We start from the raw sequence: 24932 nt of genomic DNA on the forward strand, positions 1-24932 counted from the left end.
TCCTCGGATTAGGGCTGGCCGCTGGGGCCTTGCGGGTCGGCGTGCGCAATGGTCGCGCCGGCTTCCGTCAGATCGCGCACCATGCCGACATCCGCGTCATGCTCGATAACAATATGGGTAACGGCATCGACACCGAGGATCCGATGTGGGGCTTGTTGACCGAGCTTGTCGTTCGTCGCGAGGACGATCGTCTTGCGGCTACGTGCAACCAATGCCCGCTTGAAGTTGGCATCGGCCATGTCGAACGCACTAACGCCCCCCTCGACGGACAGTGCGCACGCGCCGAGGACACACAAATCGATGTTGAGCCGCAAGATCGCCTCGATCGCCGTGCCATCGACGGCACCGCCAACCATGCGATCGATAACCCCGCCCACCATCAGCAGATCAATGTCGTCGCGATGCTGGAGCCCGGCAGCGATCGTAATCGAACTTGTGCCGATGGTAAAATTCAAGTCTGGAGGCAGCGTCTCGACGAGTGCGAGCGTGGAACTGCCGTTATCCAGGAAGACGAAGCTGCCAGATTCTATGAATTGAGCGGCGGCGGCGGCAAGCGCCTGCTTTCTGTGCACGTCTTCGCCAACGCGCTCGGCCATTGGGGTGGCCCCCTCGACGACAGGCAATGCGCCACCATAAACTCGGCGGCATAAGCCTTCAGCGGCAAGGCCGCGCAGATCTCTGCGGATCGCATCCTCGGAAAGGCCGAACTCTTCAGCAAGCGCGCCTGAACGAACTGCGTGCCCAGCGGAGAGACGGGCAAGGATCATTTCGCGACGGTTCGACGGGATGTCATTTGGCATCCGCTCTCCCTAGCTCCATGAACGTGCACAAACAAGAATATAATATTAACAACGTGCAGAAACGCGCACCCGCTGATCCAGGGGCGAAGAATGAACATCGGCGTCCGTCGCACCGATCTTGGCTTGGGTTTCAACGCTCGTGCGTCTGCTGCGTTGAGACCATCTACGGAGTGTGAGCCGAAAACTGCCCTGGGTTGCAGTTCCGGGCGATCATCATGGCGAGCCAAGCCTTACTATCCTCTCCCCATGAGAGAGGTGTCACCGGGCGCTAGCGTTGCCCGCTCACGGCACTTCCCCCACCACGTTCCCCGGCGGGGTATAGCGGCACACCAGATAGTCGTCCGACGCGTTGCGCGCCATCGCACAGCCGAAGCGCGTGGTGCGTGACCAGATGATCTCGGTGTAATGCGATACATCCTGCCACTTGCCGGTGGTGCTGAAATCGGGCGTGATGCCGCGGCGATAGAAGCGCCGCTCGGCCAGCCAATGGCCGATCATCTCGGCATAGGTGTAGGCGCCGCGCGTGCCGGTCCATAGATTCTCGCCCTCGGGCACCGCCCCGCGCACGCCGGTGGAATGCGCGAAGCGGCGCGTGCGCGCGAGCTCCAGCGCATAGAGTTGCGCGTCCGCCGCGAGCATCGCATCCCAGGCCAGCGGCGCCGCGCCGACCGCGGCGCGCGCGCGATTATGCGCCTCGATCATCGTGGTGCGCAGCAGCGCATCGCCGCGCGGCGCATCGCCGGCGAAGGCACGTTCCTCAACCACGCGCCGGGGCCCGTTCGAGCAACCGGCGAGCAGCAGCAGCGCCAGTAATAGCGGTCGCATCTTTATTCTCCTTGCCGAGGCGAGCATAGGGCGCCCCCATGAACCCCGCCGAAACACCGCTGGCGCTGTACGTCCATTGGCCGTTCTGCGTGTCCAAATGCCCCTATTGCGATTTCAACAGCCATGTCCGCGACGGCGTCGATCAGCAAGCCTGGCGCGCGGCGCTGCTGACCGATCTGGCGCATGAGGCCGCCGCTTTGCCCGGCCGCACGCTGGGCTCGATTTTCTTCGGCGGCGGCACGCCCTCGCTGATGCCGCCCGCAACGACCGCGGCGATCATCGACGCAGCGGCCAAGGCGTGGACCTTTGCCGATGATATCGAGATCACGCTGGAGGCCAATCCCTCCTCGGTGGAGGCGGCGCGCTTTGCCGATATCGCGGCCGCTGGCGTCAATCGCGTGTCGCTCGGGCTGCAGGCGCTGGATAACACGGCGCTGAAATTTCTCGGCCGCGCGCACGACGTGGCGGAAGGGCTGGCCGCGCTCGACACGGCGCAGGCGGCGTTCGAGCGGGTCAGTTTCGATCTGATCTATGCCCGTCCCGATCAAACGCTGCTCGATTGGGAAGCCGAGCTGAGCCGTGCGCTATCGTTCGGCACCGAGCATCTGTCGCTGTATCAGCTGACCATCGAGCCGGGCACGCGCTTCGCCACCGAAGCCGCCGCCGGCCGCATCGTCATCCCCGATGGCGATCGCGGCGCCGATCTGTTCGAAGCGACGCGCGCGATCACCGCCGCCGCCGGGCTGCCCGCCTACGAGATCTCGAACCATGCGCGGCTGGGATCGGAGAGCCGGCACAATCTCGTTTACTGGCGCTATCAGGATTATGCCGGGATCGGCCCCGGCGCGCATGGCCGGCGCGGCGGGCTGGCCACCGCGCGGCGCAAGAAGCCGGAGAATTTCCTGGCCGCCGTGGCGCGCAACCAGCACGGCATGGAGCTGGAAGAGCCGCTGACCCCGGCGGCGCGCGCCACCGAGGCGCTGCTGATGGGGCTACGCCTGCGCGAAGGCGTCGATCTGGCGCGCATCGCGCGGCTAGGGGAAACAACGATCCCCGAGCTGATCGATCTGCCCGCGCTGGAGAAGCTAGCGGCACAGGGCCTGGCCCGGCGCGCGGGCGATCGCCTGATCGTGACCGAGGCGGGCATGCTGCTGCTCGACGCAATCCTGCCGATCGTCGTGAAGATAAACGAGGTTGCAAAAGCATCTTAAGCCCCTCCCCTGACGGGGAGGGGCATTTCTATCTCGTTACTTCGCGAAGCCGCCCGGTGCCGGCGATACCGTCACGGTCGTGCCGCCGCGGATTTCCTGCACTTCCAGCGCACGCTCGGCGATATTGTCTCGGCCGAAGCGGAACGCGCCGTCGATCCCGCCGAACCCGCCGCGATCATGCAAGCGATCCTCGGGGAAGCGCGTATCGAGCGGCCAATCGCGCGCGATGCGCACCGCGAGCAGCACCGCATCATAGCCGAGACTCGACAGCCGGAACGGCGCGGTGCCGAAGCGGGCGCGGTATTTCGCGGCATATTGGCGGTACAGAGTATCCGGCACGCTGGCGAACCAGGCGCCGTTCAGCGCCGGCTTGGCCGTGACCGACGAATCGGAATTCCACAATTCGGTGCCGAGCACCTTGGCGCTCGCCCCGCCGCCCCGGCGCAGCAACGGCACCGCCGCAGCGGCATTGTTGCCACCATCGGCGATCAGCACCGCCTGATAGGGCGAATTGCGCGCCATGCGCGAGACCGCCGCGGCGATCGATCCGGTGGCGCGATCATAGGTCTGCAGCGTCACGACCTGGCCGCCCGCGCCTTCCACACTGCGCAAGAACGAGGTCGAGGCGCGTTCGCCATACAGGCCGTTGGGCACCAGCCCGGCAAACGCGCTGATCCCCTGCCCGCGCGCATAATCGACCACGCGGGCGATCGACTGGCCCGGCACATAGCCCATCAGATACGCGCCGTTGCCCGCCGCGCTGGCATCGTTGGAAAAGCTCACCACGGGCACGTCCGCGCGCTTGGCGATCGGCGCCACCGCCTTGACGTCTTCGGCGAGCAGCGGCCCGAGGATCAGCCGGTTGCCCTCGGCAATGGCGCGCTGCGCCGCGCCGGCCGCGCCCAGCGCGGCGGTGTCATAAGTGGTGATGCGGATGCGCTCGTTGCGCGTATCGAGCAGCGCCAGCTGCGTCGCGTTGTTCAGGCTCTGCCCGACGCCGGCGTTCGCTCCGCTCATCGGCACGAGCAAGGCAATGCGATGCCGCGCGGTATCCGCCGGAATGCCTTGGTCGATTGGTGCCGGTCCCGTCTGGGCCGGGCGTGACACGGGCGGGCGCTTGATCGGCGCGGGACCGCGCGGGACGACCGATTGGCAGGCCCCCAACGCCAAGGCGCTCGCCAGCGCGACGATGCGAAACAGCACGCTGCCCCGTTGCGGTATCGATGCGGCCTCTGCCATGACTATTCCCTATGAACCCTGACCTAACACCCGGCCTCTACATCGTCGCCACCCCGATCGGCAATCTCGGCGATCTCTCGCCGCGCGCTGCCGCAGTATTGGCCGGCGCGGCCGTCATCGCGGTGGAGGACAGCCGCGTGACGGCCAAGCTGCTGCGCCATATCGGCGTCAAACGCCCGATGACGCCGTATCACGATCACAATGCCGAGGGCGTCCGCCCCGGGCTGATCGCGCGCATGGGCACCGAGGCGGTGGCGCTGGTGTCGGACGCGGGGACACCGCTGATCTCCGATCCCGGCTACAAACTGGTCCGCGATGCACGCGCCGCGGGGCATAACGTGGTGACGATTCCCGGGCCGTGCGCCGCGGTGGCCGCGCTGACGCTGGCGGGGCTGCCCACCGATCGCTTTCTCTATCTCGGCTTCCTGCCGCCCAAGGCGCAGGCGCGCGCCGCCGCGATCGCCGAGGTGGCGGCGATTCGCGCGACGTTGGTGCTATACGAATCGGGGCCGCGGCTGGGCGCGACGCTGGCCGCGCTGGCCGAGGAGCTGGGCGCGCGCGAAGCGGCGGTGACGCGCGAGATCACCAAGCGGTTCGAGGAAGCGGTAACCGGCACGCTGGTCGAGCTGGCGGCGCGCTATGCCGATGCGCCGCCCAAGGGCGAAATCGTGGTGGTCATCGCCCCGCCCGGCGAGGCCGCGCCGGCCAGCGCCGATGATGCCGACAGCGCGCTGAGCGAAGCGCTGACGCGACTGCCGATGGCCAAGGCGGTGAGCGAAGTGGCCAAGAAGCTCGGCGTCGATCGCAAGGCGCTCTATGCCCGGGCGCTGGAGTTGAAGGGATGAGAGACCGTCGCGTCGCCGAAGCCTCGGGCCGCCGCGGCGAGCGTTTGGCCGGATGGTGGTTGCGGCTCAAGGGCTGGCGCATTCTGGATCGCCGCGTGCGCACGCCGGCAGGCGAGGTCGATCTGGTCGCGCGCAAGGGCAATCTCGTCGCGTTCGTCGAGGTGAAGTTGCGCAAGACCGCCGCCGAACTCGATTTCGCGATCGACGAACGCCGCTTGTCGCGCGTCGCCGCTGCGGCCGAGGTGCTGATGCCGCGTTATGCCGGGCCGGGCGATGACATCCGCGTCGATGTCATCCTGATCGCGCCGGGCACGCGCCCACGGCATATCGAGAATGCCTGGATCGGGTGACAATCGCCACCGGCGCTCCTACATCGCCTCCAACAAATCCGTCACCCCAGCGCAAGCTGGGGTCTCTCGGGGGCGAGCGTCCGGCTCGAACTGGAAGACCCCAGCCTGCGCTGGGGTGACGCGCAGATGGGGAAATCGCATGCCGCTTACCGTCGCCGTCCAGATGGACCCCATCGCTTCAATCAATATTGCCGGCGATTCGACTTTCGCGCTGATGCTGTCGGCGCAGACGCGCGGCCACGCCTTGTTTCATTATTCAGCCGAAGACCTGAACTATGCCGACGGCCGCGTCTGGGCCAGGGCGCATCCGGTGACCGTGCAGAACGTGGTCGGGGATCATTTCAGCTTCCGGACCCCGCGCAACCTCGATCTCGGCGACGAGGCGGATGTCGTGCTGATGCGGCAGGATCCGCCGTTCGACCTCGGCTATATCACCGCGACGCATCTGCTCGAGCGCATCGCGCACAAGACATTGGTGGTGAACGACCCGGCCAGCGTGCGCAACGCGCCCGAAAAGGTCTTCGTGCTCGATTATCCGCAGTTCATGCCGCCCACGCTCGTCACGCGCAGCCTGGACGAGGCCCGCCTGTTCCTCGCCAAGCACCGCGAAATCGTCATCAAACCGCTGCACGGCAATGGCGGCAAGGCGATCTTCAAGATCGGCGCGGACGGCGCCAACCTCTCCGCGCTGATCGAAGTATTCAACATGACGTGGCGCGAGCCGCACATGATCCAGGCGTTCCTCCCCGATGTGGCGCAGGGCGACAAGCGCATCGTGCTGATCGATGGCGAGATCGCCGGCGCGATCAATCGTCTGCCCGGCGAAGGCGAAATCCGCTCCAATCTCGCGGTCGGCGGCTCGGCGGTAAAGACCGACCTCACCGACACCGAAATCGAGATCTGCCGCGTGCTCGGGCCGGAACTCAAACGCCGCGGGCTGCTGTTCGTCGGCATCGACGTGATCGGCGGCAAATGGCTGACCGAGATCAACGTCACCTCGCCCACCGGCATCGTCGCGATCGATCGCTTCAACCGGACGGATACGGCCGCGCTGATCTGGGCGGCGATCGAGGCGAAAGTGGCGAGCAACTGACCGTCACCCCGGACCTGGTCCGGGGTCTAACGTGCCGCGAACCACGCCGCTGGTGCGTGCGCGGCACGTTGGATGCCGGAACAAGTCCGGCATGACGGGGGTAGTGTCTTTTCATGACCGAACTCATCATCAATCTGATCGCCTGGGGTGGCTATCTCGGCATCTTCCTGCTCATGGCGGCGGAGAATATTTTCCCGCCAATTCCCTCTGAAGTGATCATGGGGCTGGGCGGCCTGGCCGTGGCGCGCGGGCAGATGGAGCTCGTACCGCTGATCCTGTGGGGCACCGCCGGCACCGTGGTGGGCAATTATTTCTGGTACGAGATCGGGCGGCGGCTGGGCTATCAGCGGCTCAAGCCGTTCGTCAATCGTCATGGCCGCTGGCTGACGATGGATTGGGAAGAGGTCGAAAAGCTCCACCGCTTCTTTCAGCGCCACGGGCAATGGGTGGTGTTCTTCATGCGCTTCATGCCCGCCGGGCGCACGATCATCTCGCTCCCCGCGGGCATGGCGTGCATGCCGCACTGGCGCTTCACCCTGGCCACCGCCGCGGGCAGCGTGATCTGGAACTGTATTCTGGCCGGCGCCGGCTATTATCTCGGGACCAATTTCGAGCAGTTGGATCGCTATGTCGGGCCATCGGCGGTGGCGCTGACCGTCGTGATCATCGGCTATTATTTCTACCGCGTGTTCACCTGGAAACCGCGCGCCAGCTGATCACGCCGTTACGCCCGGGGATGCGCATTCCGGTAGACGTCGAGCAGGTGCGCCGCATCCACCGCCGTATAGATCTGCGTCGAGCTCAGACTGGCATGCCCCAGCAACTCCTGCAGGGCGCGCAGATCCGCCCCGCGCCCCAATAAATGCGTCGCGAAGCTGTGTCGCAGGGCATGCGGCGTGGTGCGATCGCCCAGCCCCAGCCGCCCCCGCGCCGCCTGGACCGAACGGCGGATCAGCGCCGCATCCAGCGTGCCGCCCTTGGCCCCCCGAAACAACGGCACGTTGCGCTCGATCGGCCACGGGCAGAGCGCGACATAGGTCTCGATCCCTTCGCGCACTTGCGGCAGCAGGGGCACGATGCGCGTCTTGGCGCGCTTGCCGGTCACGCTGAGCGTGGCGCCCAATGGCAGCACCGCGCCGGTCAGCGCGAGCGCCTCGCCGATGCGCAGGCCGGCACCATAAAGCAGCATCAACACCGCCCAATCGCGCGCCGCGAGCCAGGGTTCGGCGGCGCTTTCCGCGACGTCCTCCGCCAACGCCACTGCTTCATCCGGGGACACGGGCCGCGGCACGCCCCGCTTGACGCGTGGCCCCCTGAGCCGCGGCGTTGCCCCCACGCCCACCGCAAAATCGAGAAACCCGCGCACCGCCGACAGTTCACGCGCGGCGGAAGTGTTGCCCAAAGCGGTGCGCCGAAACGCCAAAAAGGCGCGCAGATCTGCCGCCGTCACCCCGGCCAGCTGCTCGGTCGATACCGCGCCCCCCCAATGCTCGCCCAGAAAGACGACCAACCGATGAGCCGTCGCGACGTAAGCGCGCACGGTATGGACCGAACGACGGCGGTTGTGGGCGAGATGCTGCTCCCAGGCTAAAATGGTCGGTATCATGCCTCATGGTAGCAGCGCGCCATCGACAGTGCGAGCCGCACGCGCGGCAGGAAGAGAAGGTCAAAACGTCATCGAAACGAAATAATGACCGAAAATTAACCTTAGTATCATAGTTATACGGTGATGAACGCCGTGTCCGACATCTCCACATTCTATCCTACCGATGAGGAACGCCGTCTCAGTGCGCTTCACGCGCTGGATTTGCTCGACAGCGAGCCGGAGAAGGCCTTCGACGCATTGGTGGGGCTGGCCGCACAACGCTTTGATTGCCCCGTATCGCTAATCACCCTGGTCGATCGCGATCGCCAATGGATCAAGGCCAAGGTTGGCATCGAGTGCACGCAGACCGGTCGCGACGTGGCGTTTTGCGATTATGCAATCCGCGGCGACGACGCGTTTGTCGTTACCGATGCCGCCAACGACCCGCGCTTCGCCGACAATCCCCTGGTCGCTGGCCAGGTGGGGATCCGCTTCTACGCCGGCGCCCCGATCCGAGTTTCGGACGCGTATGGCACTCATGCCATCGGTGCGCTGTGCATTGTCGACACCAAGCCGCGCACGCTGTGCGCCGCGCAGATCGCGGCGCTCATGCATATGGCGTCGATTGCCGAAGCGTTGATCGCCGCGCGCGGCACGGCGCTGGAAGCAGTATCAATCGCCGAAAGCGCGCAGCGCCAATCACGCGTCCTGCGCCGCCAAGAGCGCGTCTTCGGACAGGCCGAGCGACTGGCCAAGATCGGATCGTGGCGGCTCGAATTGGCCAGCCAGACCTTGGATTGGTCGGATGGCATGTATCGCATCCACGAACTGGATCGCGGCGCGCGCCCCGATCTTACCGCCGCGCTCGATTTCTATCCGCCACGCGATCGCGCCATCGCCAGCGATGCGCTGGCACGCACGATCGAGACCGGCGAGGCGTTCGACATCGAGCTGGATTTTGTCACGGCACGCGGTCGTCGCCGGCGCATGCGCGCCTCAGGTGAGCTGGAAATCGAACAGGGCCGCCCGGCCGCCGTCGCTGGCGTCTTCCAGGATATTTCCGACAGTTATCATGTCGAACGCAAGCTCCGCCGCTCCGCCAGCACGGACGAAGTCACGCAAATCGCCAATCGCGCGGAATTCAATCGTGTGCTGAAAGCCGCGCTGCGCGATGCGCGCGGCGGCAGCCCACTGGTGCTGTTGCTTATCGACCTCGACGATTTCAAAGCGACCAACGATACGTTCGGCCATCTCGCCGGCGACGACGTGCTGCGCGCGGTTGGGCAGCGACTTAACGCGCCGTTTCTCAAAGACAGCTTCGCCGCGCGGCTTGGCGGCGACGAATTCGCACTGTTGCTGACCGATCCGGAACTGGTCGCCGACGCGCCGGCGGTGATCGCACAATTGCTCGAGCAGCTCGGTGCCCCGGTCGAGTTGAGCGAAGTCCTCCTGCCTGTCTCGGGGACGATCGGCTCGGCCAGCCCCGGCCCGAGTGTCGATACATTTCGCGAGCTGATGCACGCCGCCGATATGGCACTGTATGCTGCCAAACGCGCGCGGCGCGGCACGGCCCAGCCCTTTGCCTCGCCGACCGCAATGGCCGTCTGACGCTCCGCTCCCTTCCCTCCGGCCACTGGCAAAGCCATATACGGCGGCATGTCCTCCCGCGCCCGTGTCCTCGTCCTCAATTCCGCGCTCGGGCCGCTGGATTACCGCGTGCCGCACGGCATGGCGGTCCAGCCCGGCTCGATCGTGATCGCCCCGCTCGGGCCCCGGCAGTTGCTCGGCGTGGTGTGGGAGCCCGACCGCATGCCCTCCGATGCCGAGGTAGGGGATAATCGGCTGCGCAATCTGGTCGGGCGGGTCGATGTGCCGCCGCTGGCCGATCCGTTGCGCCGGCTGATCGAATGGACCGCTGATTATTATCTCGCGCCCGCCGCGGCGGTGGTGCGCATGGCGATGCCCTCCTCCTCCGCGCTGGAGGGCGTCAAGACGATCACCGAATATCGTGCCACGGGGGAGCTGCCCGATCGGCTGACGCCGCAGCGCGAACAGGCGCTGGAGCGGATCGGCGATCGGCAGGGCTTGATCCGCGAACTCGCCACCGTCGCCGACGTGTCCGACGCGGTGATCCGCGGGCTGGTCAAGGTCGGCGCGCTGGAGGCGCTGCAGGTCGATATCGACAGCCCCTATCCGCTGCCCGATCCCGATCATCACCAGCCCGCGCTGTCGCCCGATCAGCGGGCCGCATCCGCCACGCTCGTCGCCGCCGTCACCGCGCATGAATTCCACCCCACCCTGCTCGATGGGGTGACCGGCTCGGGCAAGACCGAAGTCTATTTCGAGGCGGTCGCCGCCGCCATCCGCGCGGGCAAGCAGACGCTGGTCCTGCTGCCGGAGATCGCGCTGACGGAGCCGTTTCTCAAGCGCTTCACCGCGCGCTTCGGGTGCGAGCCGATCGCCTGGCATTCCGGGCTGAGAAGTTCGCAACGCCGCCGCGCCTGGCGCGCGATTTCCACCGGGCAGGCGTTGGTCACGGTCGGCGCGCGCTCGTCGCTGTTCCTGCCTTATGCCAATCTCGGCCTGATCATCGTCGACGAAGCGCATGAAACCAGCTTCAAACAGGAAGAAGGCGTGCATTATCACGCGCGCGACGTTGCCGTGATGCGCGGCAAGTTCGAAAGCTGCCCGGTGATCCTTGCCTCCGCCACGCCGGCGATCGAGACGCGCCAGCAAGTCGCGCTGGGCCGCTATGCCGAGCTCAAGCTGCCCGGCCGCTGGGGCGCCGCCGAAATGCCCGCGATCGAGCCGATCGATCTGATCCAGACCCCGCCCGATCGCGGCCGCTGGATCGCGCCGACATTGGTCAAGGCGATGGAAGAGACGCTCGGCCGGCGCGAACAGGTGCTGCTGTTTCTCAACCGCCGCGGTTATGCCCCGCTGACCTTGTGCCGCACCTGCGGGCATCGCTTCCAATGCCCCAATTGCACCGCCTGGATGGTCGAGCACCGGCTGATCCAGCGCATCACCTGCCATCATTGCGGGCATCTCGAGCCGACCCCGCGCGCCTGCCCGGAGTGCGGCAACGAGGATACGCTGGTGGCCGTCGGCCCGGGCGTGGAGCGCATCGCCGACGAGGTCAAGGCGCTGTTCCCGGACGCGCGCACCGCGGTGATCACCTCGGATACGATCTGGTCGCCGGCCAAGGCGGCGGAGTTCGTCGCGCGGATGGAAGCGCACGATATCGATATCGTCGTCGGCACGCAGCTCGTCACCAAGGGCTATCACTTTCCCAATCTCACCCTGGTCGGCGTGATCGATGCCGATCTCGGCCTGAACGGCGGCGATCTGCGCGCCAGCGAGCGGACCTTTCAGCAGATCATGCAGGTGGCCGGGCGTGCCGGGCGCGGCGCCAAGCCGGGCCATGTCTATATCCAGACGCACAGCCCCGACGCGCCCGTCATGCGCGCGCTGATCACCGGCGATGCCGAAGCGTTCTACGCCGCCGAGACCGAATCGCGCCGCGAGGCCGGCGCGCCGCCGTTCGGCCGCTTCGCCGGCATCGTCGTATCGAGCGAGGACAAAACGGCGGCGCACGAGACCGCCACGCTGATCGGGCGCACTGCGCCGCAGCTGGAGGGGATGGAAACCTATGGCCCCGCCCCCGCCCCGCTCGCCATGCTGCGCGGCCGCCATCGATTCCGACTGCTGATCCACGCGCGCCGCGCGCTCGACGTGCAGGACGTGATCCGCGCCTGGCTCGGCAAGCTCGATTGGTCGAATAAGGTGCGGGTTACGGTGGACGTGGATCCGTACAGTTTCTTGTGAGCTGTCACCCACGGTGCTATATTCTTGGTTCACGCTTGGATGGATATCATGCTTTCCGATATGGTAATCGATCAGCAACTCGTTGAAGAAGCACGCAAAGGCTTTGGTGTGGAGACTCAGCGAGAAGCCGTTGAACTGGCGCTTCGTCAAGCCGTGCAGCTCCAGCGACAGGAGGGCCTGTTGTCGCTCCGCGGCATCGGCTGGGAAGGTGATCTGGACGCAATGCGAACTGATGGATGATCCTGGTCGACTCGAGCGTATGGATCGATTTCTTTCGCGACAAGGATACCCCGCAGACCGATCTACTCATCCAAGTCATTCGCTCGAATCGTCTCGCTACGGGTGACCTCATCCTGGCTGAGGTATTGCAGGGCATATCGGACGACCGAACATTCGATCGTGCGCTATTTCAACTCGGTGCCTGGCCGATCGTCGATATCGTCGGCGAGGCGGTCGCCGTTCAGGCGGCCCGCAATTATCGCGCGCTGCGCGGGCTCGGTATCACCGTCCGCAAGAGCATCGATACGCTGATCGCCACCCGCTGCATCATGGACCAGCACCACCTGCTCTACAGTGACCGAGATTTCGATCCATTCGTTGCGCATCTGGGCCTTATTTCGGCTATGGACGCGGCATGACGATCCGCTGGCTGCTGCCGCTTCTCCTGCTCCTCGGCTTGGCCGCCCCCGCCCGCGCCGACGACATTTCGGCCTCCGCGCGCGGCGTGGTGCGCGTGGTCACCATCGCGGTGGTGGATGACGAGGTGGTCGGCTTTGGCCATGGCAGCGGCTTTGCCGTCGCGCCCAATCGCATCGTCACCAATGCGCATGTCGTCGAGTTGGCCGCGCGCCATCCCGACAATGTCGTGATCGGCATAGTGCCTTCGGAGGGCGAGAAATCCTTTCAGGGCAAGGTGATCGCGATCGATGCCGCGCGTGATCTGGCGCTGATCGAATTCGAGGGCATCAGCCTTCCCCCGCTCGCGCTGTATACCGGCCCGTTCGACGAGGGCAGTTCGGTCACCGCGCTCGGCTATCCCGGCAATGTCGATCTCGCCACCGCGCGCTCCTCGGCCGATTATATCCGCCCGCTCTCCCCGATCCGCTCGGAAGGCGTGTTCTCCGGCCGCCGCGCGATGGCCGACGCGCAGGTGCTGCTGCATACTGCGGGAATCGCGCGCGGCAATTCGGGCGGGCCGTTGCTCGATCCCTGCGGCCGCGTGATCGGGGTCAACTCCGCGCTGACCCGCGGCGAGGAGGGCGATACCAGCTTCGGCTTTGCCATCGCCGATGTCGAGCTCAGCACCTTTCTGCGCGCCGCCGGCCAGCCGTTCGCCGCCGTCGGCACGCCGTGCACCAGCATCGCCGATCAGTTGCGCCAGGATAATGACGCCGAGGCGATGGCCGCTGCCGAGGCCACGCGCGCGCGCAACGATGCGGTCGCGAAGGCCGCCGAGCAGCGCGCCGCCGCGCTGATCAAGGCGCGCGACGAGGCGCAGCGCACACGCGAGAATTTCATCGCGCTGGCCGCGGTGCTGCTCGCCATCGCCGTGCTGGCGCTGGGGGCTGCGGGTTTCTTCGAGCTGCGCGGGCATCGCCCGGCGGCGTTGTGGGTCGCCGGCGGCAGCGCGCTGGCCTTCGTCGCCGCGCTCGCCATCTTCGTCACGCGCCCGAGCGGCGAGCCGATGCTGCCCCCCGCTGCCTCACCCATCGCGCCGACCGTCAACAGCGATGCCGCGCTCGGCAAGCTGGTGTGCACCGTGCTGCCGCAGCGCAGCCGCGTCACCGTCTCCTCGCTCGCCGACGTCAACCTCGATTGGCAGGAAGACGGCTGCATGAACGGGCGCACGCAATATGCCGAGAATGGCAGCAAATGGGATCGCATCCTGGTGCCGTCGCAGGATCAGACCGTCTCCGTGCTGCAATTCGATCCGGCGACCAAGCTTTACACCAACACGCGCTATCTGCTCAGTTCGGCCCAGATGGACGCCGCGCGGAAGATCCGCAGCCAGGTGACGGTCAAGACCTGCGTGCCCGATATCGCCGCGCGCGCCAATCTCGCCACGCAACAGGCGGCGATCCGCGCCGCGCTGCCGCCCTTGCCCAACGAACGGATCGTTTATTCCTGCAAATCGGCGCCTTGACGCCGGCGCACCATAGCGGCGCGACGACGCGCCCGCGGCGGTGCGCCACCACCAGCAGGAAGATGCCGAACGCGGTGCACACGATGATCGCGGGCAGCGACGCCTCCGCGCCAAAGCGGCCGCCGGTCAACAGATCCGGCCCGGTGATCATCGGGCGTAACAGCCCGCCCATGGCAAAGCCCGATACCGCCACGCCGTAAATCCCGCCCTGCGCCAAATTCCACGCCGCGTGCAGCCCGATCGCCGCCCATAACCGCCGCGTCACCATATACAGCGCCGCCAGCATCACCCCGGCCTCCAGCGCGATCGCCACGCCGGCAAACCAGGTGGCATTGGCGTTGAGCAGATGCAGCGCGCCGAACAACGCGGCCGACAGGGCCACCGCAATCCAGCTCCCCGCCAGCTGTTCGATCAGGCGAAAGAACAACCCCCGCAGCACGATCTCCTCGATCACCCCCGAAGAGATGGCGATCGCCAGCGCGGGATACAGCACGGTCGCCGGATTGGTGCCGATCACGCGGTAGCCGCCCAGCGCCGCGATGATCGCGAGCACGATCGAGAACAGCACCAGCCCGGCCAGCACCCCGGCCCCCAGTTCGCACCACCAGCCGCGCCCGTTAAACTCGGAAACAGGTCGCCGCTCGATCCAGCGCACGAACAGCGTATAGACGCCGATGAAGATCCCCGCGACGAGCAGCGCGAAGACGATCGCCAGCGGCCCCGATTGCTCGGCGGGAAACAGCGGCCGGATCGCGCTTGCCAGGGTGCTCGCCGCCGCAACCGTCACCAGGCCCAGCACGAGCAGCACGAGCGGAAAATGAATGATGCGCCAGACGAGGCTGTTGGGCGGCGTGGTCGGTTCGGACGGTAGCATCGCATTCCCCTTTGGAAACCGTGCCGTAGGACGCTGCCCTGCCGATTTGAACCGCTAATTTCGCCCCGTCTCGCCCGCCTTGCCCCGCTCGCGCGTGCGCAGCGCCGCCTTGCGATCCGCGCCGTAGGCATAGCCGCCGATCGCGCCATCGCCGCGCTGCACGCGGTGGCATGGCACCACCACCGCCACCGGATTGGCGCCGCACGCCGTGCCCGCCGCGCGCACCGCGCCGGGCGAGCCCGCTGCCGCCGCCAGCTCGGCATAGGACAGGCTCTCGCCGATCGGGATACGCCGCAGCGCCTGCCACACCGCTTCCTGAAACGCCGTGCCCTGCACATCGAGCGGCAGATCGAGATCGCGCTCGGGCGATTCCACGCTGGCCACCACGCGCGCCGCCAGATCGGCCAGCGCCGCCCCGCCGGCGACGATCTCCGCCTTGGGGAAGCGCGCCGCCAGCGCCAGCGCATCCTCGTCAAAGGCGATCCGGCACAGCCCCTTGTCGGTCGCCGCGATCAGCAGCGGCCCCAGGCTGGTATCCGCCAATGTCCAGCGGATCGTCACCCCCGCCCCGCCCCGCCGCCACGCCGAGGGCGTCATGCCCAGCCGCGGCGCGCCATCGGCATAAAAGCGGCTCGGCGCGGCATAGCCCGCCTCGTAGATCGCCGTCGTGACGCTGACGTCGGCGGTCAAGGCCCGCGCCGCCGCGCGCGCCTTCAGCCCGCGCGCATAGGCCGCCGGCGTCACCCCGGTGGCGCGCTTGAACAGCCGGTGAAAATGATGCGGCGCATAGCCCACCGCGGCGGCCAGCGCGTCCAGCCCGAGCGGATCCTCCGCCGCCTCCAGCAACGCCACCGCGCGCGCCACGGCGATGCGATCGCGCCCGATATCGTCGGGCAGGCAGCGCAGGCACGCGCGAAACCCCGCCGCGCGCGCCGAGGCCGAATCGGGGTGGAAGGCGACATTTTCACGGCGCGGGTGCCGCGCTGCGCAACTCGGTTTGCAATAGATACCAGTGGTCTTCACCGCGATCACCAACCGCCCATCGAACGCCCGGTCGCGCGCGGCGAATGCCGCCCAGGCCACTTCAGGATCGATCAAGCCGTTCGTCATGTGATGGGTATACGGCCTCAGCGGGTCGCCGCCACCCCGCGGCTTGCGCTCAAAGCGTCACCGAGCCCGCTCCCGACGGCGATCCGACGAAGCTTGATATGCGTTCATCCGCGGGGCCCGGCCTATCGTGTGGGTCAGGCTCGATCCGCTGACGTCTGCCCGGCTCCAGGCCTATTCAAGCCCTGCCATCGCCCCAAACAGATCGAGATCCTTGGCCAGCACCCAGCCGTTTACGTAATTCAGCATGAATACCGTAAACAGCACCGTTGCCACGATCGTCACGCGCAGCGCGATCTTGCCCGCGGCAAAGGTGTGCGGGGCGCTTTCCGATTGGCCGGGCACACGGGGCACCCCGGCCTCGTCCGACGTGCGCACCCCGAAGGGCAGCACGAAGAACACCGAAAAGGCCCAGAACAGAATGTAGATCGCAAGGGCCGAGGTCCAGCGCATGCGCCGATCAGGCCTCGATCAGCAGCACGTCGACGATCGGCTTCTTGCCGGTCCAGCGCGTCGCCACCTTGCGCACAGCTAGACGCAGCGCCTCGCGCAGCTTGGCGCGATCGCGACCGCCCTGCCGCACAGCCTGGACCAGCGCGCCGGCCACCTCTGCGACGAACGGATCGCGATCCTCCTCGACCGGGATGCCCTGCAGACGCACCTGCGGCTGGCCAAGCATGCGGCCACCCTTGTCGACCGCCACCGCCACCGAAATCTGGCCGTTCACCGCCAGCTTGCGGCGCTCGTTGATGGTGCCGCCGTCGCCGGGCAAAATCACATCGCCATCCAGCACCAGACGGCCGTGATGCGCGTGGCCGATCTTGGTCGGCTCGCCCGGCGCCAGCCGCACGATATCGCCATTGGTCTGCACCAGCGCGCGCTCGACGCCTTCGGCCAGCGCGAAGCGCGCCTGCTCCATCAGATGGCGCATTTCACCGTGCACCGGGATCAGCACCTCGGGACGCATCCAGCGATACATCTGCGCCAGCTCCGGACGGCCCGGATGGCCCGACACATGGACCAGCGCCTGACGATCATTGACCATCATCACGCCCTTGGCCGCCAGCTTGTTCTGAATGAGGCCGATGGCGACTTCGTTGCCCGGAATCTGCTTGGACGAGAAGATCACCGTATCACCCGCATCGAGCGAGATTGGGTGCGACCCGGCGGCGACGCGGCCGAGCGCGGCGCGCTCCTCGCCTTGCCCGCCCGTGGCGATCACCAGCACCTTGTCCCGCGGCAGGCGCATCGCCGCCTCGGGCGAGATCAGCTCGGGGAAATCCTTCAGATACCCAGTCGCGCGCGCCACCTTGATGATGCGATCGAGCGAGCGGCCGGCAACGCAGAGCTGACGCCCGGTTTCGCGCGCCACTTCACCCAGCGTGTGCAGGCGCGAGGCATTGGACGCGAACGACGTGACCATCACCCGGCCCGGCGCCTTGGCGACCTGCTCCATCAGCCCGGCGCGCACGTCGCGCTCGGAGCCCGAGGCGTCCATGTTGAACACGTTGGTCGAATCGCACACCAACGCCAGGATACCGGCATCGCCGATTGCCGACAGCTGCTCGGCGGTGGCCGGGCTGCCGATCACGGGCGTGGCATCGAGCTTCCAGTCGCCGGTGTGGAAGATGTTGCCGTAGGGCGTGTCGATCAGCAGCGCGCTGGATTCTGGGATCGAGTGCGACATCGGCACGAAGGTGAAGTGGAACGGCCCCAGATCGAAACCCTCGCCGACCTGGATCGTCTTGAGCTTGACGCGCGATGCGTTGCCTTCTTCTTCCAGCTTGCCGCGGATCAGCCCGGCGGTGAACGGCGTGGCGAACAGCGGCACGCCTAGATCTTCGGCGAGATACGGCAGCGCGCCGATATGATCCTCATGCCCGTGCGTCAGCACGATGCCGACGAGATCGCCGAGGCGCTCCTCGATAAAGGCGAGATCGGGCAGGATCAGATCGATGCCGGGATATTGCGGATCGGCGAAGGTTACGCCGCAATCGACCATCACCCATTTGCCGTTACAGCCATAGAGATTGACGTTCATGCCGATTTCGCCGGAGCCACCCAGGGCGACGTAGAGAAGTTCGTTCTTAGGATTGGTCACGTAGGTCTTTCTTAAAACAGCCGCTCGCCCTCCGGCGGGCGACATAGGGATGCGCGGTGAAGCGCGAATGATCTGGTTGAGGAAGGGGCGCCGCCGTACAGGCGCGCACTCGAGACTCTCAGGCTTCTATATGGGCGCGATCGTACAACATCGCCAGCCCCTGAATGGTCAGATCGGCTTCGATCACGTCAAACACGCGGGTTTGCTTCTCAAACAGCGTGGCAAGACCACCCGTGGCGATGACCTTTACCGGCCGCCCGACCTCCGCCTTCATGCGCGCGACGAGCCCCTCGATCATCGCCACATAGCCCCAATAAATGCCGATATGCATCTGGCTGACGGTATCGCGCCCGATCACGCTGGTGCCGTCGGGCGCCTCGATCGCGATGCGCGGCAGCTTGGCCGCGGCGGTAACCAAAGCGTCCAGCGACAGGTTGATCCCCGGCGCGATGATCCCGCCTTTATAGGCGCCGGAATAATCGACCAGATCGAAGGTGGTCGCCGTGCCGAAATCGATCACGATGAGATCGCCGGCGTGAAGTTTGTGCGCCGCGATCATCGTCACCGCGCGATCCGCGCCGACCGAGCGCGGCTCATCGACATCGAGCGCCATGCCCCATTCGACCGGCGGCTCGCCCGCGATCAGCGGTTCGCCGCCGAAATATTTGCGGGCCAGCACCTGCAGATTGTGTAGCGCGCGGGGCACGACGGTGGCGATGATCACGCCGGTGACCGCCTGGCGATCATAACCCTCCAGCGTCAGCAACTGGCTGAGCCACACGGCATATTCGTCGGCCGTCCGCCTGGGATCGGTGGCGATGCGCCAACGCGCCTTGATTGTGCCGCGCTCGACCAGCGCGAACACGACATTGGTATTGCCGGCATCGATGGCGAGCAGCATGGCGACCTTTCAGATCAGAAATATGTCGGCGGCGTGAATGACACGGCGCTGGCCGTCCGCCAAGCGCAGGATCAGCGCGCCGTCCGCATCCAGCCCGTCGAACAGCCCGTCTGCCGCGTCGCCATCCGGCAGTCGCGCGGTGAGCGCCGTGCCGATCGGGTGCGCGCGCTCCAGCCAGCGGGTCCGGATCGGGGCCAGGCCCTCGCCGCGCCAGCGCGCGAGCCAGCGGGCAAAGGCTTCGGCTAGCGTTTCGAGAAACTCGGCGGGATCGGGGCTGGCGCCGTGCGCGGCGAGACTGGTGGTGGGGCGTTCGAGATCGTCAGGATGCGCGGCGAGATTGACGCCGATGCCGACCACGACCGCGTCGTCGGCGCGTTCGAGCAGGATGCCGGAAATCTTGGCGCCGGCGATGAGGAGATCGTTGGGCCATTTTAGCATGGCGCGCGCCGCACTCCCCCCGTCACCCCACACTTGTTCCGGGGTCCACTGTGCCGCACGCTCCCCGCTCGATCCCGACATGCGGAGCAAGCCGCCTGGTGGCCCCCGGAACAAGTCCGGGGTGACGTCGTGATTCTGGGGATCGGGCAGATACACCTCGACCGCCTCCTGCAGCGCCACCGCCGCCACCAGCGCCAGCGTCGCCGCCTGCGGATCCGTGGCCCGCAATCTCACCAGGGTAGATGCCGACAAGTTGCCGGCCGGTGCCACCCAGGCCCGGCCCTGCCGTCCGCGACCGCTGACCTGCCGCTCGGCGCGCAACCATAGCCCCTCGGCCGCCCCGCTGCGCGCCAGCTCCAGCATGTCGGCGTTGGTCGATCCCGTCTCCGCGACGGTGCGGATCACGCGTTCAGGAACAGCGCGTGCGCCGCGTTCAGCGTCATCAGCCCGAGCGGCGCGAGCAATACCCAGCCGATCGGCGAGACGAACACCGCCGCCGCAGCGATCAAGCCACCTTCAACGATATTGGGCTCTTTCTGATATTCCGGCGCCGGATCGTCGAAATACATCACCTTGACGACGCGCAGATAATAATAAGCGCCGATCACCGAAGCGACGAAGCCGACCACCGCCAGCGGATACAGGCCAGCACCCACCGCGGCATTGAACACCGCCAGCTTGGCGTTGAAGCCGAGCAACGGCGGAATCCCCGCCAGCGAGAACATGAAGATCGCCATCGCCAGCGCCAGCAACGGCCGCGTCTGCGACAGGCCGGACAGGCTGGCGATCGTCTCGACCGGTTGCCCGTTAACGTCGCGCATCTGCAGCACGACGATGAAGCTGCCCAAAGTCATCACGACATAGACGGTGAGATAGAACAGCACCGACGCGATCCCCGCCTCGGTGCCCGCCGCCAGCCCGACCAGCACGAAGCCGACATTGTTGATCGACGAATAGGCCAGCAGCCGCTTGATATTGCTCTGCCCGATCGCCGCCACGGCGCCGAGGATGATCGAGGCCAAGGCGGCGAAGATTACGATCTGGCGCCACTGGTCGGTGGCCGAGCCCATCGCCTCGATCGCGACGCGCACCGCGATCGCCATCGCCGCCACCTTTTGCGCGCTGGCGAAGAAGGCGGTGACCGGCGTCGGCGCGCCTTCGTACACGTCGGGGGTCCACATGTGGAACGGCACGGCGGCTAGCTTGAAGGCGATGCCGGCGAACACGAACACCAGGCCGAAGGTGAGCCCGAGCGATTGGCCGCCAGTGGTATAGGCCGTGGCGATCTGATCGAACGTCGTCGATCCGCTGAAGCCGTAGATCAGCGAGATACCGTACAGCAGAATGCCGCTGGCCAGCGCGCCGAGCACGAAATATTTAAGCCCCGCTTCGGCCGAGCGCGTATCCTGCCGCATGAAGCTGGCGAGCACATAGGCGGCAAGGCTCTGCAGCTCGAGCCCGACATAGAGCGGCAGCAGATCGCTGGCCGAGGCCATCATGCCCATGCCGACGCACGAAAGCAGAATCAGCACCGGATATTCGGGGCGCAGATCATCGCCCGCGGTGCGCGCGAAGAAGCGCGGCGCTATCAGGATGCACACCGCGCTGGTGGCATAGATCAGCACCTTGCAGAACGCACCGAACACATCCGCCCGGTACAGCCCGTCAAACGCCATGCCGCCGCTCGATGCCGGTCCGATCAGCGCGATCGCCGCGCCGATCAGCACGGCGACGCTGGCCCACGATACGGCACGCGTCACCGCCTGGCCGCCCCAAGCGGCGACCAGCATCAGCGCGAGCGCGCCCAATGCCAGCACGATCTCCGGCAGCGTCATCAACAGATTGGCGGAAGTGGTCATTCGTGGCCCCCGGCATGCGCGGCTGCAGGAGCCGGTGCCTTGCCCATGGTTGGATTGGAATCGCTGGGCGGCGTGGCACGGGCAACGCGCGCGACGAGCGTCGCCACGTCACTGCGCATCGGCGCCATGAAGCTTTCCGGATACACGCCCATCCACAGCACGACGGCCGCGATCGGCGCCAGCAGCGCGAATTCCCGCAGCGAAATATCGGGCATCGCGCGGACATCGTCCTTAGTGAGCTCCCCGAATACGACGCGGCGATAGAGATACAGCATGTAGGCCGCGCCCAGGATGATACTGGTGGTGCACAGCAAGGCAGCCCAGGTCGAGACCTGATACACGCCCATCAGGGCCAAGAATTCGGCGACGAACCCGCTGGTGCCCGGCAGGCCGATCGAGGCCATCGTGAACAACAGGAAGAACAAGGCGTAGCGCGGCATGTTGATCGCCAAACCGCCGTACCGGTCGATCTCGCGCGTGTGCAGCCGATCGTAGATCACGCCGACGCACAGGAACAGCGCGCCGGATACGAGTCCGTGGCTCAGCATCATCATCATCGCGCCTTCGATGCCCTGCTGGTTGAAGGCGAACAGACCGATCGTCACGATCGCCATGTGCGCCACCGAGGAATAGGCGATCAGCTTCTTCATGTCGGACTGCACCAGCGCGACCAGCGACGTGTAGATCACCGCCACGGCGGACAGGCCGAGGATCAGCCAGGTCAGCTCGCCGCTCGCTTCGGGGAACATCGGCAGCGAGAAGCGCAGGAAGCCGTAACCGCCAAGCTTGAGCAACACACCGGCCAGGATCACCGAGCCCGCGGTCGGCGCCTGGACGTGCGCATCGGGCAGCCAGGTGTGCACCGGCCACATCGGCATCTTCACCGCAAACGAAGCGAAGAAGGCGAGCCACAGCCAGGTTTGCGCCTGCACGGGGAAATCGTAGTTGAGCAGGGTCGGGATGTCGCTGGTGCCGGCATGGTGCACCATCCACAGCATTGCGACCAGCATCAGCACCGAGCCAAGCAGCGTATACAGGAAGAACTTATACGACGCGTAGATGCGGTTCACGCCGCCCCAGATGCCGATGATCAGATACATCGGGATCAGGCCGGCCTCGAAGAAGATGTAGAACAGGAACAGATCCTGCGCGGCGAACGTGCCGATCATCAGCGTTTCGGTGACGAGGAATGCCGCCATATATTCGGGCACGCGCTTGGTGATCGCGCTGCTGGCACCAATGCAGATCGGCATCAGGAACACGCTGAGCATGATCAGCATCAGCGCGATGCCATCGATGCCGAGCTTCCAGCTGAACACGCCGAGCGACCCGCCATCCTCGACGAACTGCCACTGGGCGCCGCCGACATCGAATTGTGCCCACAGACCGATGCCGAGCACCAGATCGATCAGCGTGGCAGCGAGCGCCAGCCAGCGCGCGTTGGTCGCGCCGACGAACAGGCAGCTCACGGCAGCGATCACCGGGATCGCCAGCATCACGGAGAGAATGGGAAAGCCGCTCACAAAGCCACTCCCGTCACCCCAGCGAACGCTGGGGTCTCAAGGGTGAACGCGGGACACGAGCCGCATGAGATCCCAGCTTGCGCTGGGATGACGATGTTTGGTGTAGCGCTCACTTCGAAATCGCCCAGGTAATCGCGGCGGTCAGGCCGACCAGCATGACGAACGCATAGCTATAAAGGTATCCCGTCTGGACCCGCGCGGTGACGCGCGTGCCTTGCTGCACCAGCCAGGCCGAGCCGTTGGGCCCAAACCGGTCGATCGTCTTTTCGTCGCCGCGATGCCAGAAGAAGCGGCCGATGGCGAAGGCAGGACGGACGAACAGCAGATTATACAGTTCGTCGAAATACCATTTGTGCAGCAGGAAATCGTAGATCACGCTGAACTGCGTCGACACTGCCCTGGGGATCGCCGGGTTGCGGATATAGGCCGTCCACGCGCCCCACAGCCCGAGCAGCATGGCGATCGTCGCCGACAGCTTGATCAGCGTCGGCACCCCGTGCATTTCGTGCATCAGATGCTCGCGGAAGGCGATCGCGCCCTTCCAATAATGCTCGCCCGCCTCTGGCTCGATGAAGAAGCCGTGAAACGCGAAGCCGGCGGCAATAGCGCCTATCGACAGCACGATGAGCGGGATCAGCATCGGCAGCGGGCTCTCGTGCGGGTGATAGCCTCCCGTGCCTTCCGGCAGCGCATGCGCATCAGCGGCGTGCGCATCCGGCGTATGCCCGGCGTCTTCCGCCGCCGGATGCGCATCGTGCGCCGCGGCGTGGTGATCGTCATGGCCATGGCCATGCGCGTCATGAATGGCGTGCTGGATATGCTCCGACTGCGCCCAGCGCGGGCTCCCGTAGAAGGTCAGGAACATGAGGCGCCACGAATAGAAGCTGGTCAGCAAGGCAACGAGCACGCCGACGAACCAAACGCCGGGCTGGCCCGCGGCCCAGGCCGCCTCGATGATGCCGTCCTTCGAGTGGAAGCCGGCAAAGCCGATCGCCAGTTCGTTACCGAACACCGCCGGCAGGCCAACGCCGGTGATGGCCAGCGTGCCCATCATCATCGCCCAGAAGGTGACTGGGATGCTTTTGCGCAGGCCGCCATAGAAGCGCATGTCCTGCTCGTGGTGCATCGCATGGATCACCGAACCGGCGCCCAGGAACAGCAACGCCTTGAAGAAGGCGTGCGTGAAGAGGTGGAACATCGCCGCGCCATAGGCGCCGATGCCTGCGGCAAAGAACATGTAGCCGAGCTGCGAGCAGGTCGAATAAGCGATCACGCGCTTGATGTCGGTCTGCACCAGACCGACGGTGGCGGCGAACAGGCACGTCGCCGCGCCGATCGTCGTCACCACGCCCAGGGCGACCGGCGACGTCTCGAACATCGGCGACAAGCGGCAGACCATGAAAACGCCGGCGGTGACCATCGTCGCGGCATGGATCAGCGCCGACACCGGGGTCGGGCCTTCCATCGCGTCGGGCAGCCAGGTGTGCAGCCCAAGCTGCGCGGACTTGCCCATCGCGCCGACGAACAGCAGCAGGCACAGCACTGTCATCGTATCGAGCCGGTAGCCAAGGAAGCCGATCGTCGATCCGGTCATGCCCGGTGCTGCGGCGAGGATTTCCGGAATGGAGACCGTGCCGAACACCAGGAACGTGCCGAAGATTCCGAGCATGAAGCCGAGATCGCCGACGCGGTTGACGACGAACGCCTTGATCGCCGCAGCGTTGGCCGATGGTTTGCGGAACCAGAAACCGATCAGCAGGTACGAGGCGAGCCCGACGCCTTCCCAGCCGAAGAACATCTGCACGAGGTTGTTGGCGGTCACCAGCATCAGCATCGCGAAAGTGAACAGCGACAGATACGCGAAGAAGCGCGGCTGGCTATCGTCCTCCGCCATATAGCCCCAGCTATACAGGTGAACGAGCGCCGACACCGAGGTGATCACCACCAGCATCACCGCGGTGAGCGAATCCACCCGCAATGCCCAGGACACGTCCATCGTGCCCGATCGGATGAAGTGCAGCACCTGCACCACCTGCGGCTCGGCGCTGCCGCCGATATACGAGAAGAACACCGGCCAGCTGAGCGCCGCCGAGACGAACAACGCCGCGGTGGTGACGATCTTCGCCGGACCGTTGCCAATCGCGCGATTACCGAACCCGGCGACGATGGCCGCGAGCAGCGGCAGGAATACGATAAGGAGGATCACCAAA

Annotated in this window: 22 protein-coding genes and 1 pseudogene; 10 read left to right on the forward strand and 13 right to left on the reverse strand. The window is 66.2% G+C overall.

Annotation, left to right across the window (positions count from 1 at the left end; genetic code table 11):
* Positions 1–8: 8 nt before the first annotated feature.
* Positions 9–800, reverse strand: a complete 792-nt coding sequence (locus ABC969_RS02630) for a DeoR/GlpR family DNA-binding transcription regulator (protein WP_345862766.1) — start codon at positions 798–800, stop codon at positions 9–11.
* 282 nt (positions 801–1082) lie between these two features.
* A complete protein-coding gene (locus ABC969_RS02635; RefSeq protein ID WP_345862767.1) occupies positions 1083–1625 on the reverse strand; it encodes a CAP domain-containing protein in 543 nt (180 codons plus the stop codon).
* A 38-nt stretch (positions 1626–1663) separates the two neighbouring features.
* On the opposite strand from ABC969_RS02635, the gene hemW reads away from it, so the two are divergent.
* Complete coding sequence (hemW, locus tag ABC969_RS02640; RefSeq protein ID WP_345862768.1) at positions 1664–2836, forward strand: radical SAM family heme chaperone HemW; 1173 nt, start codon at positions 1664–1666, stop codon at positions 2834–2836.
* Between the two features lie 36 nt (positions 2837–2872).
* Here hemW and ABC969_RS02645 read toward each other — a convergent pair whose 3' ends face one another.
* Complete coding sequence (locus ABC969_RS02645) at positions 2873–4075, reverse strand: penicillin-binding protein activator (RefSeq protein WP_345862769.1); 1203 nt, start codon at positions 4073–4075, stop codon at positions 2873–2875.
* An 11-nt stretch (positions 4076–4086) separates the two neighbouring features.
* On the opposite strand from ABC969_RS02645, the gene rsmI reads away from it, so the two are divergent.
* From rsmI to ABC969_RS02665, 4 genes are all read left to right on the forward strand, one after another.
* Entirely contained in the window at positions 4087–4920 is an 834-nt protein-coding gene (rsmI, locus tag ABC969_RS02650) for a 16S rRNA (cytidine(1402)-2'-O)-methyltransferase (protein WP_345862771.1), read from the forward strand.
* Entirely contained in the window at positions 4917–5270 is a 354-nt protein-coding gene (locus tag ABC969_RS02655) for a YraN family protein (protein ID WP_345862773.1), read from the forward strand. The genes rsmI and ABC969_RS02655 overlap by 4 nt, the downstream gene beginning before the upstream one ends.
* Positions 5271–5409: 139 nt before the next feature.
* A complete protein-coding gene (gene gshB / locus ABC969_RS02660) occupies positions 5410–6363 on the forward strand; it encodes a glutathione synthase (protein WP_345862774.1) in 954 nt (317 codons plus the stop codon).
* Positions 6364–6476: 113 nt separating this feature from the next.
* Positions 6477–7079 (forward strand): DedA family protein, encoded by a 603-nt coding sequence (locus ABC969_RS02665; protein ID WP_345862776.1) that lies wholly within the window; start codon positions 6477–6479, stop codon positions 7077–7079.
* Positions 7080–7087: 8 nt separating this feature from the next.
* Here ABC969_RS02665 and ABC969_RS02670 read toward each other — a convergent pair whose 3' ends face one another.
* Positions 7088–7969 (reverse strand): tyrosine recombinase XerC, encoded by an 882-nt coding sequence (locus ABC969_RS02670; protein ID WP_345862777.1) that lies wholly within the window; start codon positions 7967–7969, stop codon positions 7088–7090.
* A gap of 132 nt (positions 7970–8101) precedes the next feature.
* Here ABC969_RS02670 and ABC969_RS02675 point away from each other — a divergent pair, with 132 nt between their 5' ends.
* The 5 genes from ABC969_RS02675 to ABC969_RS02695 are packed head-to-tail and all read left to right on the forward strand — an operon-like array spanning position 8102 to position 13919.
* Positions 8102–9556: a diguanylate cyclase domain-containing protein gene (locus ABC969_RS02675; protein WP_345862778.1), complete on the forward strand. Its 1455-nt coding sequence runs from the start codon at positions 8102–8104 to the stop codon at positions 9554–9556.
* A 48-nt stretch (positions 9557–9604) separates the two neighbouring features.
* Positions 9605–11776: a primosomal protein N' gene (locus ABC969_RS02680; protein ID WP_345862780.1), complete on the forward strand. Its 2172-nt coding sequence runs from the start codon at positions 9605–9607 to the stop codon at positions 11774–11776.
* Between the two features lie 48 nt (positions 11777–11824).
* Positions 11825–12016 (forward strand): type II toxin-antitoxin system VapB family antitoxin, encoded by a 192-nt coding sequence (locus tag ABC969_RS02685; RefSeq protein WP_345862781.1) that lies wholly within the window; start codon positions 11825–11827, stop codon positions 12014–12016.
* Positions 12013–12414: a type II toxin-antitoxin system VapC family toxin gene (gene vapC / locus ABC969_RS02690; protein WP_345862782.1), complete on the forward strand. Its 402-nt coding sequence runs from the start codon at positions 12013–12015 to the stop codon at positions 12412–12414. The genes ABC969_RS02685 and vapC overlap by 4 nt, the downstream gene beginning before the upstream one ends.
* Positions 12411–13919 carry a S1C family serine protease gene (locus tag ABC969_RS02695; RefSeq protein WP_345862784.1) on the forward strand — a complete coding sequence of 503 codons (1509 nt, stop codon included), beginning with the start codon at positions 12411–12413 and terminating at the stop codon, positions 13917–13919. The genes vapC and ABC969_RS02695 overlap by 4 nt, the downstream gene beginning before the upstream one ends.
* 274 nt (positions 13920–14193) lie before the next feature.
* Here ABC969_RS02695 and ABC969_RS02700 read toward each other — a convergent pair.
* The 9 genes and pseudogenes from ABC969_RS02700 to nuoL all read right to left on the reverse strand — a co-directional run.
* Positions 14194–14793, reverse strand: a pseudogene (locus tag ABC969_RS02700) (CPBP family glutamic-type intramembrane protease); the annotation flags it as partial.
* A 54-nt stretch (positions 14794–14847) separates the two neighbouring features.
* Positions 14848–15903 carry a bifunctional DNA-binding transcriptional regulator/O6-methylguanine-DNA methyltransferase Ada gene (gene ada, locus ABC969_RS02705; protein ID WP_345862785.1) on the reverse strand — a complete coding sequence of 352 codons (1056 nt, stop codon included), beginning with the start codon at positions 15901–15903 and terminating at the stop codon, positions 14848–14850.
* A 171-nt stretch (positions 15904–16074) separates the two neighbouring features.
* Positions 16075–16353 carry a DUF1467 family protein gene (locus ABC969_RS02710; RefSeq protein ID WP_345862786.1) on the reverse strand — a complete coding sequence of 93 codons (279 nt, stop codon included), beginning with the start codon at positions 16351–16353 and terminating at the stop codon, positions 16075–16077.
* Between the two features lie 7 nt (positions 16354–16360).
* Positions 16361–18001 (reverse strand): ribonuclease J, encoded by a 1641-nt coding sequence (locus ABC969_RS02715; protein ID WP_345862788.1) that lies wholly within the window; start codon positions 17999–18001, stop codon positions 16361–16363.
* 118 nt (positions 18002–18119) lie between these two features.
* A complete protein-coding gene (locus tag ABC969_RS02720; RefSeq protein ID WP_345862789.1) occupies positions 18120–18902 on the reverse strand; it encodes a type III pantothenate kinase in 783 nt (260 codons plus the stop codon).
* A gap of 9 nt (positions 18903–18911) precedes the next feature.
* Positions 18912–19745, reverse strand: coding sequence for a biotin--[acetyl-CoA-carboxylase] ligase (locus tag ABC969_RS02725; RefSeq protein ID WP_345862791.1), 834 nt, complete (start codon positions 19743–19745; stop codon positions 18912–18914).
* Entirely contained in the window at positions 19742–21199 is a 1458-nt protein-coding gene (gene nuoN / locus ABC969_RS02730; RefSeq protein ID WP_345862794.1) for an NADH-quinone oxidoreductase subunit NuoN, read from the reverse strand. The genes ABC969_RS02725 and nuoN overlap by 4 nt, the downstream gene beginning before the upstream one ends.
* Positions 21196–22722, reverse strand: a complete 1527-nt coding sequence (locus tag ABC969_RS02735) for an NADH-quinone oxidoreductase subunit M (RefSeq protein WP_345862795.1) — start codon at positions 22720–22722, stop codon at positions 21196–21198. The genes nuoN and ABC969_RS02735 overlap by 4 nt, the downstream gene beginning before the upstream one ends.
* 109 nt (positions 22723–22831) lie before the next feature.
* A complete protein-coding gene (gene nuoL, locus ABC969_RS02740; protein ID WP_345862797.1) occupies positions 22832–24928 on the reverse strand; it encodes an NADH-quinone oxidoreductase subunit L in 2097 nt (698 codons plus the stop codon).
* Positions 24929–24932: the final 4 nt, after the last annotated feature.

It is taken from the genome of Sphingomonas qilianensis (genome assembly GCF_039614825.1).
Taxonomy (GTDB): domain Bacteria; phylum Pseudomonadota; class Alphaproteobacteria; order Sphingomonadales; family Sphingomonadaceae; genus Sphingomonas; species Sphingomonas qilianensis.

Coding starts and splice junctions, on each gene's coding strand:
- ABC969_RS02695 (WP_345862784.1), top strand. CDS start 12,411: ATGACGATCCGCTGGCTGCTGCCGCTTCTCCTGCTCCTCGGCTTGGCC.
- ABC969_RS02630 (WP_345862766.1), bottom strand. CDS start 800: ATGCCAAATGACATCCCGTCGAACCGTCGCGAAATGATCCTTGCCCGT.
- ABC969_RS02685 (WP_345862781.1), top strand. CDS start 11,825: ATGCTTTCCGATATGGTAATCGATCAGCAACTCGTTGAAGAAGCACGC.
- ABC969_RS02670 (WP_345862777.1), bottom strand. CDS start 7,969: ATGATACCGACCATTTTAGCCTGGGAGCAGCATCTCGCCCACAACCGC.
- nuoN (WP_345862794.1), bottom strand. CDS start 21,199: ATGACCACTTCCGCCAATCTGTTGATGACGCTGCCGGAGATCGTGCTG.
- gshB (WP_345862774.1), top strand. CDS start 5,410: ATGCCGCTTACCGTCGCCGTCCAGATGGACCCCATCGCTTCAATCAAT.
- ABC969_RS02710 (WP_345862786.1), bottom strand. CDS start 16,353: ATGCGCTGGACCTCGGCCCTTGCGATCTACATTCTGTTCTGGGCCTTT.
- ABC969_RS02635 (WP_345862767.1), bottom strand. CDS start 1,625: ATGCGACCGCTATTACTGGCGCTGCTGCTGCTCGCCGGTTGCTCGAAC.
- ada (WP_345862785.1), bottom strand. CDS start 15,903: ATGACGAACGGCTTGATCGATCCTGAAGTGGCCTGGGCGGCATTCGCC.
- ABC969_RS02645 (WP_345862769.1), bottom strand. CDS start 4,075: ATGGCAGAGGCCGCATCGATACCGCAACGGGGCAGCGTGCTGTTTCGC.
- ABC969_RS02720 (WP_345862789.1), bottom strand. CDS start 18,902: ATGCTGCTCGCCATCGATGCCGGCAATACCAATGTCGTGTTCGCGCTG.
- rsmI (WP_345862771.1), top strand. CDS start 4,087: ATGAACCCTGACCTAACACCCGGCCTCTACATCGTCGCCACCCCGATC.
- ABC969_RS02680 (WP_345862780.1), top strand. CDS start 9,605: ATGTCCTCCCGCGCCCGTGTCCTCGTCCTCAATTCCGCGCTCGGGCCG.
- hemW (WP_345862768.1), top strand. CDS start 1,664: ATGAACCCCGCCGAAACACCGCTGGCGCTGTACGTCCATTGGCCGTTC.
- vapC (WP_345862782.1), top strand. CDS start 12,013: ATGATCCTGGTCGACTCGAGCGTATGGATCGATTTCTTTCGCGACAAG.
- ABC969_RS02655 (WP_345862773.1), top strand. CDS start 4,917: ATGAGAGACCGTCGCGTCGCCGAAGCCTCGGGCCGCCGCGGCGAGCGT.
- ABC969_RS02665 (WP_345862776.1), top strand. CDS start 6,477: ATGACCGAACTCATCATCAATCTGATCGCCTGGGGTGGCTATCTCGGC.